Here is a 12524-nt window from a genome sequence, read left to right as displayed (position 1 = left end):
CTGACCTATGGTCTGGGTCACATCGCGGGCCGGGAACAGAGTAGACGCTTTGTAACTTGAGTACGGACATGGCAACTCTTCCCGTCCTGCCGTTGACCGATGCCGTCCTGCTGCCTGGCATGACCATCCCGGTCACCCTCGATAACAACACTCAGGCCGCTGTCGACGCCGCGCGCGCCGCTGGCGATAACCGCGTGCTTGCCGTGCCGCGTGTTGACGGTGAGTACGGGTCGGTCGGCGTCATGGCGCTGATCGAGAAGGTGGGCCGCCTGCCCAGTGGCGAGCCGGCCGCCGTCATCCGTGGCGAGGCCCGGGCGAAGATCGGTTCCGGTGTGCCCGGTCCCGGTGCCGCCCTGTGGGTCGAGGCCACCGAACTGACCGAGACGCCGCCCGCGGGCAAGGCCCGTGAGCTGGCGAGTGAATACAAGGCCCTGGTCAAGTCCGTGCTCCAGCAGCGCGGCGCCTGGCAGGTCATCGACGCCGTCGAGCGCATGACCGATTTGTCCGAACTGGCCGACTCGGCCGGCTACGCCCCGTGGCTGACCCTCGAGCAGAAGATCGAGCTGCTGGCCGCCGAGGACGTGACCGCCCGGCTCGAGCTCCTCGTCGGCTGGGTGCGTGACTACCTGACCGAGCAGGAGGTCAACGAGGGCATCGCCAACGACGTCCGCGAGGGCCTGGAGAAGTCGCAGCGCGAGTTCCTGCTCCGCCAGCAGCTCGCCGCGATCCGCAAGGAGCTGGGCGAGGACGAGCCCGACGGCTCGGCCGACTACCGGTCCCGCGTCGAGTCCGCCGACCTGCCCGAGAAGGTCCGCGAGGCGGCCATGCGCGAGGTCGGCAAGCTGGAGCGCGCGAGCGACCAGTCGCCCGAGACCGGCTGGATCCGGACCTGGCTCGACACCGTACTCGAGATGCCCTGGTCGACCCGGACCGACGACAACACGGACCTGAAGGCGGCGCGCGAGGTGCTCGACGCCGACCACGCCGGCCTGGCCGACGTGAAGGACCGCATCCTGGAGTATCTGGCCGTCCGCAACCGGCGTGCCGAGCGCAACCTGCAGGTTGTCGGCGGCCGTGGCTCCGGCGCGGTGCTGGCCCTCGGTGGCCCTCCCGGCGTCGGCAAGACCAGCCTCGGCGAGTCCGTCGCGCGGGCCCTCGGGCGCAAGTTCGTCCGGGTCAGCCTCGGCGGCATCCGCGACGAGGCCGAGATCCGCGGCCACCGGCGTACCTACGTCGGCTCGGCTCCGGGCCGGATCGTCCGGGCGCTGAAGGAGGCCGGTTCGATGAACCCGGTCGTGCTGCTCGACGAGGTCGACAAGCTGGCCGTCGGCTACTCCGGCGACCCGGCCGCGGCCCTGCTCGAGGTGCTCGACCCGGCGCAGAACCACACCTTCCGCGACCACTACCTGGAGGTCGACCTGGACCTCTCGGACGTGCTGTTCCTCGCGACCGCCAACGTCGTCGAGAACATCCCGGGCCCGCTGCTGGACCGGATGGAGCTCGTGACGCTGGACGGCTACACCGAGGAGGAGAAGGTCGCCATCGGCCGTGACCACCTGTGGCCGCGGCAGGTCGAGCGCGCCGGCATGACGGCCGACGAGGTGTCGATCTCCGACGAGGCGGTGCGCGCGATCGCGGGCGAGTACACCCGCGAGGCGGGCGTGCGGCAGCTCGAGCGGGCGCTGGCCAAGGTGCTCCGCAAGGTCGCGGTGGCCCTGGCGTCGGAGGAGGCCCCGATCCGGGTCGACGAGACCGACCTGGTCCGCTACCTCGGCCGTCCCCGGTTCACTCCGGAGTCGGCGGAGCGCACGGCGACGCCGGGCGTGGCAACGGGCCTCGCGGTCACCGGCGCGGGTGGCGACGTGCTGTTCATCGAGGCCACCTCGATGGAGGGCGAGCCCGGCCTGACCCTGACCGGTCAGCTCGGCGACGTCATGAAGGAGTCGGCGCACATCGCCCTCTCCTACCTGCGGTCCAACGGCAAGCGCCTGGGCATCGACCCGAACGCGCTCGCCGCGAAGCGGATCCACCTGCACGTGCCGGCCGGCGCGGTGCCGAAGGACGGCCCGTCCGCGGGCATCACGATGGTCACCGCACTGGCATCGCTGGCGACCGGCCGCCCGGTCCGCCCGGAGTTCGGGATGACCGGCGAGGTCACCCTCTCGGGCCGTGTCCTGCCGATCGGCGGCGTCAAGCAGAAGCTGCTGGCGGCACACCGGGCGGGCCTGACCGAGGTCATCATCCCGGCCCGCAACGAGCCGGACCTGGACGACCTGCCGCAGGAGGTCCGGGACGCCCTGACCATCCACGTGCTGGGTGACGTCAGCGACGTGCTGGCCCTGGCCCTGCGCCCGGCCGACGAGCGCGAGCTGCTCGCCGCCGCCTAACTTCACCACATCAAAACCGAAGCCGCCCAGGGTGTACGCGCTCTGGGCGGCTTCGTCATGCCCGGCTGGTCGCCATCGGCGTCGCCGCTTCGCTCTTGGGGTCGTCGGGCTCCCGGTCCGGCGGCCGGGTCAGGTAGACGGCGGCCCAGACCACCAGGATCGTCAGGCCGCCGGCGGTGGCGATCGCGGCCAGCAGGGGCAGGCCCGCGTTGGGTGCGATCGCGAGCAGGGCCATCATCAGCAGCGTCAGCCCGATGGCCAGGGTCAGGAAGCCGGACCAGTCGTCGGGCGGGTCCGCCGGCTCGTGGCGGCCGGGCCATCGGGCCAGCACGCTCGCGACCAGGAAGTACACCGTGGCCACCAGCAGCACGCTGCCCGCCACGTCGCTGAACCGGTGCCAGCCCGCGATCATCGTGGCGGCGGCGATGACCGACACCCCCGTGGCGCCGGGCACCGCCACCCACCACCGGAACCGCGCCGGCACCACCAGCAGGAAGCCCAACAGCAGCGCGGCGGCCAGGGCGACGTGGCCGCTCGGGAAGCTGTTGTGCGTCGACGAGTCGACGACGCCGAGCTCCGGCCGGGCGATCTCCTGCTTGGCGAGCGCGGCGGCGCCCGCCGAGGCCACCACGACGACCGCGCCGGCCAGCCCGGCCCGGAACCGCCTGACCAGCAGCGCCAGCACCACGATCGCGACCACCAGCGCGCCGATCAGCAGCGGGTTGCCGAACCGGCCCAGCACCCGGGCGGCGGGTCCGTACAGGACGGTGTCCTGGGCGTAGCCGCCTCCCTGGTCGGCGCGGGGGAGGAGCCGGCCGTCGACAACCTGGCCGGCGGCGGTCCGCACGAACACGAGCCACGTGAGACCGAACGCGATCGCGGACGCGCCGGCGGCCGCGAGTAACCGGAGAGTAGGCGTTTCCAGGTTCACGGCGATCATCCTGGCGCGCGCTGTTCCCCGTACCGTCCGGAAAATGTCTTGGTTCTGTCACAAAGCCCGGGTGTACGTGAGCACGACCGCCCCGGACGCGAACGACCGCGCGGCCGCGAGGGCGAACGTGGTCGGCGCGACCGCGTCGGCGAACAGCGGAATGCCGGCGCCGAGCACCAGCGGGTACTGCTTGATCACGAGCTCGTCGATCTCCGGGAGGAGCTGGCTGGCCAGTCGCCCGCCGCCGCAGAGCCAGATGCCGAGCCCGCCCGGCTCGCTCTTCAGCGCTTTGACGGTGCCTCGGGCGTCGCCGGCCACGATCTCGACCTCGGGCTCCCGCGGGGTTAGCGTGCGGGAGAACACGTATTGCCGAAGATGGCTGTATGGGCTTGTCATGCCCATTTCCAGGCCTGGCAGGTAGCTGTGCCGTCCCATGAGGACGGTGTCATAGCTCCGGTTCGGTTCGTCCGCGATGCCCATCCGCGCGCGGAACGGGGTCGGGATCGTCTCGGGCCGCTCGGCGTTCATCGCGGCCATCACGTCGGGCTCGATCGGAAAGAAGTCGTAGCGCCCGTCAGGATCGGCGATGAACCCGTCGATGCTGGCGGCGACGTAGTACGTGAGCTTTCGCAAGGTTCTAACCACTCCCCATGTAGTGGTTAGAACGTAGTACTACACTTGCAGTGGTGTCAACGCCTCTTGGAGAAGCCCGATGCGCCAGAACCCCGCCCGCCGCACCGCCCTGCTCGACGCCGCGATCTCGGTGCTGGCCGGCGACGGCTCCCGCGGCCTGACCTTCCGCGCGGTCGACACGGCGGCCGGGGTCCCGACCGGCACGGCGTCGAACTACTTCGCCAACCGCGACGACCTGATCGCCCAGGTGGCGCAGCGGACCCGGGAGCGTCTGACCCCTCACGAGTCGGAGGTGGCGTCGACGATGCGCGCGCCGCTTACCCGGGAGTTGGTCACGCTCCTGATGCACCAACTCCTGGACCGGCTGCGCCGGGACCGCCCGACCTACCTGGCGATGCTGGAGCTACGCCTGGAAGCCACCCGCCGCCCAGAACTGCGCGCGGTCCTGGTCGACGTCTTCAGCCAGAACCTGCGGGAAAGCATCAAGTTCCACCTGGACGCCGACCTACCAGGCGACGAGTCCACAGTCGTCCTGCTCTACCTGGCGATGTCGGGCCTCCTGATCGACGACCTGACGGTCCCGGACGTCTTAGCCCCGTACCCGTACGACGACCTGATCGCCACCCTGGTCGACCGCGTCACCGCGGCTGGCTGAGACCGCAGCTTTCGGCGTCGGGGCAGCGCCCGATGTGGACTTTCGCTGTCCTGGTGCGATGCCGGTTCCCGCTGACTCCGCGTCGCCCTTCGAGTGGTTGGTGTTCGAGCAGGCGGGCGTTCTCACATATCGGCAGGCGGTCGCCGCGGTCGGGCCGGGCGTCGTCCGCCACCGGTTGGCGTCGAACCGTTGGCAACGGGTGTCCGTGGGTGTGCTCGTCACGCGACCCGGTCCCCTCGGAGTCGAACAACAGGCCTGGGTCGCCGTGCTCGCAGCCGGTCGCGGCGCGCTGCTCGCCGGCCTCGCCGCGGCCGCAGCCGGCGGGCTGCGCGGCAGCTGGAAGCGCACCGCGGTCGACGTGCTCGTGCCCGGCGAACGCAAATCACCTGACCTGCTGCGCCGGCTCCCGCACGAGCTTCCCGCCGTCAAGGTGCACCGGACGTCGACGCTTCCCGAGGTGGACCGCCAGCGCGCGCGGCCGGATCGCACGAGTATGGCCCGATCGGTGGTGGACGCCGCGGCCTGGGCGCCGAGCGACGACGAGGCGCGCGCCGTGGTGGCCGCCGCGTGCCAACAGGGCAGGGTGTTGCCCGAAGAGCTCCTCGCCGTGGTCGATCGGCTGCCGCGCGCCCGTCGCCGCCGCCTGGTGCTGACCACGGCAACCGACGTGGCCGGTGGCGCGGGCTCGCTGGCGGAGATCGACTTCGTGCGGCTCTGCCGCGTCCGCCGCTTGCCCAGACCAGACCTCCAACGCCGACGGACCGACGCCTCGGGGCGGACCCGCTACCTGGACGCGTACTGGGAAGCGTTCGGCATCCACGCCGAAGTAGACGGCGGCCACCACACGGAGATCAGGCAATGGGAGGCGGACATGGCCCGCCACAACGACCTATGGATAGCCGGTGACCTCGTCCTCCGCTTCCCGGCGTCCCAGATCCGCAGCAACCCGGAAACGGTGGCGTCCCAACTCCTCCGCGCCCTCATCTCCCGCGGCTACACCCCACCCAAGGAGAGATCTAGGTAAAGGATTGCCGCCATAGCGACAACCCTTGACCTAGATCCGCCGGGCTCCGGCGCGGCGCCACGCGCCACGCCGCACCCCGCCGCGCCGTCCGCGCGAGACCAGCGCCCCCCAGCCCGCGCCGCGCGGTCCGCGCCGTGCGGCCTGCGCCGCGCGTTGCGCGGCCTGCGCCGCCATGAGATCTAGGTAAATCGTTGCTGCTATCGCGACAACGGTTTACCTAGATCTGCTGGGGTACGGCGTGGCGTCGCGCGCCACGCCGTACCAGGCAGCCGCCCGGCGCGCGCCGCCCGGCCCGCGTCTCGCGGCCCGCGTCGCCATGGAGATCTAGGTAAGCCGTTGCTGCTGTCGCGACAACGGTTTACCTAGATCTGGCGGGGTCTGGCGTGAAGTTGCGCGCCGCGCCGCGCTGGGTGTGGCGCGGGCGTTGCGCAACGGGTGCGCGGGTCGGGGCGGTGATCTAGGGTGGTTGCGTGGGGGTGCGGACGTGGATCGAGGGGTGGCCGGTTTACCGGCAGCTCACCGGCACTGACCCGCTTGGCCGCGGGCACGCCGCCCGTTCCGCGCGCACCGATGCGCTCGAGCCACGCACCAAGGCCGCCGACTCGGTGGCCAGGTCCGTCTGTCCCTACTGCGCTGTCGGGTGTGGGCAGCGGGTGTTCGTCAAGGACGGCAAGGTCGTCCAGATCGAGGGCGATCCCGACAGCCCCATCTCGCGTGGCCGGCTCTGTCCCAAGGGCTCAGCCAGCAAGAGCCTTGTCACCAGCGACCGCCGTCAGCGCACGGTGCTCTATCGCCGTCCCTACGGCACCGACTGGGAAGAGCTCGACCTCGACACCGCCATGGAGATGATCGCCGATCGGGTGGTCAAGGCTCGCGCCGACACCTGGGAGGACAAGGACGACGACGGGCGTCCGCTCAACCGTACTCTGGGCATCTCGAGCCTGGGTGGCGCCACGCTGGACAACGAAGAGAACTACCTGATCAAGAAGTTGTTCACCGCGATGGGCGCGATCCAGATCGAGAACCAGGCGCGCATTTGACACTCCTCCACCGTCCCCGGTCTGGGGACCAGCTTCGGCCGTGGCGGGGCCACCGGGTTCCAGCAGGACCTGGCTAACGCCGACTGCATCGTCATCCAAGGGTCCAACATGGCCGAGGCGCACCCGGTCGGGTTCCAGTGGGTGATGGAGGCGAAGAAGCGCGGTGCGACGGTGATCCACGTCGACCCGCGGTTCACCCGGACCAGCGCGGTGGCCGACGAGTTCGTGCCGCTGCGGGTCGGCTCCGACATCGCGTTCCTCGGCGGGGTGATCAACTACATCCTGTCCAACGAGCTCGACTTCCGGGAGTACGTGGTCGCCTACACCAACGCGGCCACGCTGGTGACCGAAGGGTTCCAGGACACCGAGGACCTCGGCGGGCTGTTCTCCGGCTACCACCCCGAGACCGGCACGTACGACCCGGCCAGCTGGCAGTACGAGGGCCACGAGGAGTTCGCCCAGACGCACGAGGACACGCACGTCCATCGGGAGACCGCGGCCGGTTTCCAGCACGAGGCCCACGGTCCGCCGGTCAGCGGCTTCGTCGCCCGCGACGAGACCCTCCAGGATCCGCGCTGCGTCTACCAGATCCTCAAGCGCCACTACGCCCGCTACACCCCCGAGGTGGTCGAGCGCGTCTGCGGCGTACCCCCGGAGCAGTTCCGGAAGGTCTGTGAGGCCTGGACCCGCAACTCGGGGCGCGAGCGCACGACGGCGCTGGTCTACTCGGTGGGTTGGACCCAGCACACCGTCGGCGTCCAGTACATCCGGGCCGGCGCCATCATCCAGCTCCTGCTCGGCAACATGGGTCGCCCGGGCGGCGGCATCATGGCGCTGCGCGGGCACGCCAGCATCCAGGGCTCGACCGACATCCCGACGCTGTTCAACCTGCTGCCGGGCTACCTGCCGATGCCGCACTTCAAGCAGCACGAGACCTTCGACATGTGGGCCGAGGCGATCCGACACCTGGGGCAGAAGGGCTTCTGGGCGTACGCCCGCTGCTATGCGGTCAGCCTGCTCAAGGCCTACTTCGGCGAGCACGCGACCGAGGAGAACGACTGGGGTTACGGCTGGCTGCCCCGGCTGACCGGCGACCACGGCACGTACCAACAGGTGCTCAACATGATCGACGGGAAGATCAAGGGGTACTTCCTGCTCGGCCAGAACCCGGCGGTCGGCTCGGCGCACGGCCGGGCGCAGCGGCTCGGCATGGCCAACCTCGACTGGCTCGTGGTCCGCGACCTCTACATGATCGAGAGCGCGACGTTCTGGAAGGACTCGCCCGAGATCGAGACCGGCGAGATCGTCACGGAGGAGTGCCGCACCGAGGTGTTCTTCCTGCCTGCGGCGTCCCATGTGGAGAAGGAGGGCACGTTCACCCAGACCCAGCGCATGCTGCAGTGGCGGGAGAAGGCCCTCGACCCGCCGCAGGACTGCCGCTCGGAACTGTGGTTCTTCTACCACCTCGGCCGCCTGGTCCGGGAGCGCCTCGCGACGTCCACACTGGAGCGCGACGAGCCGATCAAAAAGCTGGCCTGGAGCTACCCGATCAGCGGGCAGCACAACGAGCCCGACGCCGAGGCGGTGCTCAAGGAGATCAACGGGTACGACGTGGCCACCGGCGCGCCGTTGTCCGGCTTCACCCAGCTCCAGGCCGACGGCTCCACCGCGTGTGGCTGCTGGATCTACAGTGGAGTATTCGCCGACGGCGTCAACCAGGCCGCCCGGCGCAAGCCCGGCAAGGAGCAGAGCTGGGTCGCGCCCGAGTGGGGCTGGGTCTGGCCGGCCAACCGGCGGATCCTCTACAACCGCGCGTCCGCCGACCCGCAAGGGGCGCCGTGGAGCGCGAAGAAGGCGTACGTCTGGTGGGATCCGGAGAAGGGCGAGTGGACCGGCCACGACGTGCCCGACTTCGAGAAGACGAAGGACCCGGCCTTCCGGCCCGCGCCGGGCACCATCGGCGTCCACGGGCTCGCGGGCGACGACGCGTTCATCATGCAGGGTGACGGAAAGGGCTGGCTGTACGCGCCGGCCGGCCTGATCGACGGCCCGATGCCGACCCACTACGAGCCGGCCGAGTCGCCGCTGCGCAACCCGCTCTACGCGCAGCAGGCCAACCCGGTCCGCAAGGTGTACGACCGGCCGGAGAACCAGCTCAACCCCGCCCCGCCGGAACGGCACAGCGAGGTGTTCCCGTACGTCTTCACCACCAGCCGCCTCACCGAGCACCACACCGCCGGTGGGATGAGCCGGCAGCTGGCCTACCTGTCGGAGCTGCAGCCCGCGATGTTCGTCGAGGTCTCGCCGGCGCTGGCCGAGGAGCGCGGGCTCGAGCACCTGGGCTGGGCGCACGTGGTCACCGGGCGGGCCGCCGTCGAGGCGCGGGTGCTGGTCACGGCCCGGCTGCGCCCGTTGCGGCTGGACGGGCGGGTCATCCACCAGATCTGGCTGCCGTACCACTGGGGCGGTTCGGGTCTGGTCACCGGCGACTCGGCCAACGACCTGTTCGGCATCACCCTCGACCCCAACGTGCTGATCCAGGAGAGCAAGGTCGGCACCTGCGACATCCAGCCGGGCCGCCGGCCCACCGGGCGGGCCCTGCTCGACTACATCGCCGACTATCTTCGGCGGGCGGGGTTGGACGCCTCGCACTACGCGCCGTTGGAGACACCCGGAGCGGGGGAGTGATGAACAGCCTGTTTGGCCCGATCGACCCGGCAAAGGATGCCGGCTACACCGACGCGCCGCCGCGGATGGGCTTCTTCACCGACACCAGCGTCTGCATCGGCTGCAAGGCCTGCGAGGTCGCCTGCAAGGAGTGGAACGCCGTACCCGACGACGGTTTCGACCTGCTCGGCATGTCGTACGACAACACCGGCGGGCTGTCCGCCAACAGCTGGCGGCACGTGGCCTTCATCGAGCAGGCCGCACCGAGCCCGGCCGCCATGGACGTGCTGCGCGAGGCCGAGGCGACGGTGTCGACCCAGTTCCTCGGCATGCCCTCCTCGACCCTGCCCGGCACCGAGGGCCGCGAGGGCCGCGACCTGCGCTGGCTGATGATGTCGAACGTGTGCAAGCACTGCACGCACGCCGGCTGCCTCGACGTGTGCCCGACGGGGTCGCTGTTCCGCACCGAGTACGGCACCGTCGTCGTGCAGGAGGACATCTGCAACGGCTGCGGCTACTGCGTCGCGGCCTGCCCGTACGGCGTGATCGACCGGCGCGAGGACGACGGGCGGGCGTGGAAGTGCACGCTCTGCTACGACCGGATCGGCGAGGGCATGACCCCCGCCTGCGCGCAGGCCTGCCCGACCCAGTCCATTCAGTACGGTGAGCTCGACGAGCTCCGGGAGCGTGCCGCGCAGCGGGTCGAGGTGCTGCACCAGCGCGGCGTCACCGAGGCCAAGCTCTACGGCCATGACCCCGACGACGGCGTCGGCGGTGACGGCGCGTTCTTCCTGCTGCTCGACGAGCCCGAGGTGTACGGCCTGCCGCCGGATCCCGTGGTCACCACCCGCGACCTGCCGAGCATGTGGAAGCATGCGGGCGTGGCAGCGTTGGGCATGGCGGCCGCGGCCGTCGTGGCGTTCCTGGGGAGAAGGCCGTGACCGATCGGGTACGCGCGGGCCGGCGCGGTGGTGGCAAGGGCGACCGGGTCATGGTGCCGCCGGCCGAGTTCCGCTCCTACTACGGCCGGCCGATCGTCAAGAAGCCGGTCTGGACGCACGACATCGCCGCCTACTTCTTCACTGGTGGGCTCGCGGCCGGGTCCGCGCTCGTCGCCGCCGGAGCCGACCTGACCGGGCGCGCCGCGCTGCGCACCACCGCCCGGCTCACTGGGCTGGGTGCGATCCTCGCCAGCACGTACTTCCTCGTCGTCGACCTGGGCCGGCCGAGCCGCTTCCTCAACATGCTCCGCGTGGCCAAGCCGACCTCACCCATGTCGATGGGCACCTGGATCTTCAGCGGTTTCAGCGCGGCCGCGGGCCTGGCGGCGGTCGCCGAGGCCGCGCCGCTGTTGCCGCGCCGGGGCGCCGTCGGGCTGGCCGCCCGGGCGCTGCCGGTCGCCGGCCGGGCGGGTGGGCTGGCCGCCGCCGCCCTGGCGCCCGCCATGGCGACGTACACCGCCGTGTTGATCTCTGACACCGCGACGCCCTCCTGGCATGCGGCGTACCCCCGAATGCCCTTCGTCTTCGCCGGCAGCGCGCTGGCCAGCGGCGGCGCAGCCGGGATGATCGGCGCGCCGACCGCCCAGGCCGGCCCGGCCCGCACCCTCGCGGTGGCCGGCGCCGCCCTGGAGCTGGCCGCGACCCACGGCGTCGAGCACCGGATGGGCCTGCTCAGCGAGCCCTACCGCACGGGCCGGGCGGGCACGCTGCTGCGCGCGGCCCGGGTGCTGACCGCGGCCGGCGCCGTCGGTGCGTTGCTCGGCTCGCGGAGCCGCACGGTGTCGGCGCTGGCCGGCGGCGCGCTGCTGGCCGGCTCGCTGGCCACCCGCCTCGGCGTCTTCGAGGCGGGCAAGGCGTCGGCGGAGGACCCGAAGTACACGGTGGTTCCGCAGCGGGAGCGCCTCGGTACCCTCTGACCCGATGGGTCACGACCACCAGCCCGCGCCGCGGGCCCCACGCCGCCTGCGGATCATCCTCGCCGCCATCCTGGTGCCCGCCTTCCTGGCCACCGGGATCGCCACCGCGCTGCTCTGGCCGGGCGACCTGCCGCAGCCCGACCGGGCCGACCCGGTGCCGCGCTTCCACGCCACGGTCACCACGATCGTGGAGTCGATCTGCCCGGCGACGCCGTCCGGCGAGACGGAGCCCGGCCCGTGCGGCACCGCCACGGTCACGCTCGACTCCGGCCCCGACAAGGGCCAGACCCGGGAGACGGACCTGCCGAACGGCCCGGGCGCGCCCAGCGTCGACGTCGGCGACGCGGTGATCGTCACCCCGCTGACCTCCGCGGACGACCCGACGGCCACGGTCTACACGATCGCCGACCACCAGCGGGGTCCGTCGCTGCTCTGGCTGGTGGCCGCGTTCGCGGCGGCGATCATCGCGTTCGGGCGGTGGCGAGGTCTCGCCGCGCTGGCCGGCCTCGCCGTCAGCTTCGCGGTGCTGCTCGGCTTCGTCCTCCCGGCCATCCTCGGCGGCGGCTCGCCGCTGCTGGTCGCGGTCACCGGCGCCGCGTTGATCATGTTCGTGGTGCTCTACCTGACCCACGGCCTCAGCGCGCAGACCTCGGTCGCCGTGCTCGGCACCCTGGCCAGCCTCGTGCTCGCCGGCGGCGTCGGCACGCTGGCGATCGCGTTCACCCACCTGACGGGGTACGGGGACGAGAACGCGATCACGCTCTCCCTGCTGCACGGCGACGTGGACCTGCACGGCCTGCTGCTGGCCGGCATCATCATCGGCTCGCTCGGGGTGCTGGACGACGTCACGGTCACCCAGGCGGCCACGGTCGGCGAGCTGGCCCGGGCCAACCCGTCGCTGAGCCGGCGCGAGCTCTACCGGGGCGGCACCCGGGTCGGCCGGGCGCACATCGCGTCGACGGTCAACACCATCGTCCTGGCGTACGCGGGTGCGTCTCTTCCGGTTCTGCTGTTGGTGATCGCGGGTGGGACCGGGGTCCGCGAGGTGCTGACCGCGGAGTTCATCGCGCAGGAGATCGTGCGCAGCATCGTGGGCACGCTCGGTCTGGTGGCGGCGGTGCCGATCACCACCGCGCTGGCCGCGTTCGTGGCTACGGCCGGCAACCGGCCGCCTCGGGCTCCGCGGGCTCCTCGCGCTCCTCGGCAGCGGACGGATCGGTCTGAGGTGCTCGCCGCGTTAGCCCCTGAGGAGCGGGTGGACCCGTGATC

The 12524-nt window shown here is 71.4% G+C and carries 8 protein-coding genes and 1 pseudogene; 7 read left to right on the top strand and 2 right to left on the bottom strand.

Translation table 11 applies throughout. From position 1 onward, the window contains the following. Positions 1-68: 68 nt before the first annotated feature. Positions 69-2387 carry an endopeptidase La gene (gene lon, locus CHC05_RS25525; RefSeq protein ID WP_089253097.1) on the top strand — a complete coding sequence of 773 codons (2319 nt, stop codon included), beginning with the start codon at positions 69-71 and terminating at the stop codon, positions 2385-2387. A 55-nt stretch (positions 2388-2442) separates the two neighbouring features. On the opposite strand, the gene CHC05_RS25520 is transcribed toward lon, so the two are convergent. Both CHC05_RS25520 and CHC05_RS25515 read right to left on the bottom strand, forming a co-directional pair. After that, complete coding sequence (locus tag CHC05_RS25520; RefSeq protein WP_144022764.1) at positions 2443-3318, bottom strand: phosphatase PAP2 family protein; 876 nt, start codon at positions 3316-3318, stop codon at positions 2443-2445. A 57-nt stretch (positions 3319-3375) separates the two neighbouring features. Continuing rightward, on the bottom strand, positions 3376-3951 hold the full coding sequence (locus CHC05_RS25515) for a dihydrofolate reductase family protein (RefSeq protein ID WP_089253095.1): 576 nt from the start codon (positions 3949-3951) through the stop codon (positions 3376-3378). Between the two features lie 79 nt (positions 3952-4030). On the opposite strand from CHC05_RS25515, the gene CHC05_RS25510 reads away from it, so the two are divergent. From CHC05_RS25510 to CHC05_RS25480, 6 genes and pseudogenes are all read left to right on the top strand, one after another. Further along, entirely contained in the window at positions 4031-4606 is a 576-nt protein-coding gene (locus CHC05_RS25510) for a TetR/AcrR family transcriptional regulator (RefSeq protein WP_089253094.1), read from the top strand. A 58-nt stretch (positions 4607-4664) separates the two neighbouring features. Further along, entirely contained in the window at positions 4665-5630 is a 966-nt protein-coding gene (locus tag CHC05_RS25505) for a DUF559 domain-containing protein (protein WP_089253093.1), read from the top strand. A 470-nt stretch (positions 5631-6100) separates the two neighbouring features. Beyond that, positions 6101-9349: pseudogene (fdh, locus tag CHC05_RS25495) on the top strand (formate dehydrogenase); the annotation flags it as partial. A gap of 8 nt (positions 9350-9357) precedes the next feature. Continuing rightward, positions 9358-10278, top strand: coding sequence for a 4Fe-4S dicluster domain-containing protein (locus CHC05_RS25490; protein WP_089253090.1), 921 nt, complete (start codon positions 9358-9360; stop codon positions 10276-10278). Positions 10279-10328: 50 nt separating this feature from the next. Continuing rightward, on the top strand, positions 10329-11255 hold the full coding sequence (nrfD, locus tag CHC05_RS25485; RefSeq protein WP_089253188.1) for an NrfD/PsrC family molybdoenzyme membrane anchor subunit: 927 nt from the start codon (positions 10329-10331) through the stop codon (positions 11253-11255). Positions 11256-11259: 4 nt separating this feature from the next. Next, positions 11260-12522, top strand: coding sequence for a YibE/F family protein (locus CHC05_RS25480; RefSeq protein ID WP_089253089.1), 1263 nt, complete (start codon positions 11260-11262; stop codon positions 12520-12522). Positions 12523-12524: the final 2 nt, after the last annotated feature.

It is taken from the genome of Asanoa hainanensis (assembly GCF_900188485.1).
Classification (GTDB): Bacteria; Actinomycetota; Actinomycetes; order Mycobacteriales; family Micromonosporaceae; genus Asanoa; species Asanoa hainanensis.
The sequence above is the reverse complement of the archived record's forward strand: the minus strand, read 5'-3'. Positions and strand labels throughout refer to the sequence as shown.

Bases quoted from the DNA above. Each gene is read 5' to 3' on its own strand.
- lon (WP_089253097.1), top strand. From the start codon at position 69: ATGGCAACTCTTCCCGTCCTGCCGTTGACCGATGCCGTCCTGCTGCCT.
- CHC05_RS25510 (WP_089253094.1), top strand. From the start codon at position 4,031: ATGCGCCAGAACCCCGCCCGCCGCACCGCCCTGCTCGACGCCGCGATC.
- CHC05_RS25505 (WP_089253093.1), top strand. From the start codon at position 4,665: ATGCCGGTTCCCGCTGACTCCGCGTCGCCCTTCGAGTGGTTGGTGTTC.
- nrfD (WP_089253188.1), top strand. From the start codon at position 10,329: ATGGTGCCGCCGGCCGAGTTCCGCTCCTACTACGGCCGGCCGATCGTC.
- CHC05_RS25490 (WP_089253090.1), top strand. From the start codon at position 9,358: ATGAACAGCCTGTTTGGCCCGATCGACCCGGCAAAGGATGCCGGCTAC.
- CHC05_RS25480 (WP_089253089.1), top strand. From the start codon at position 11,260: ATGGGTCACGACCACCAGCCCGCGCCGCGGGCCCCACGCCGCCTGCGG.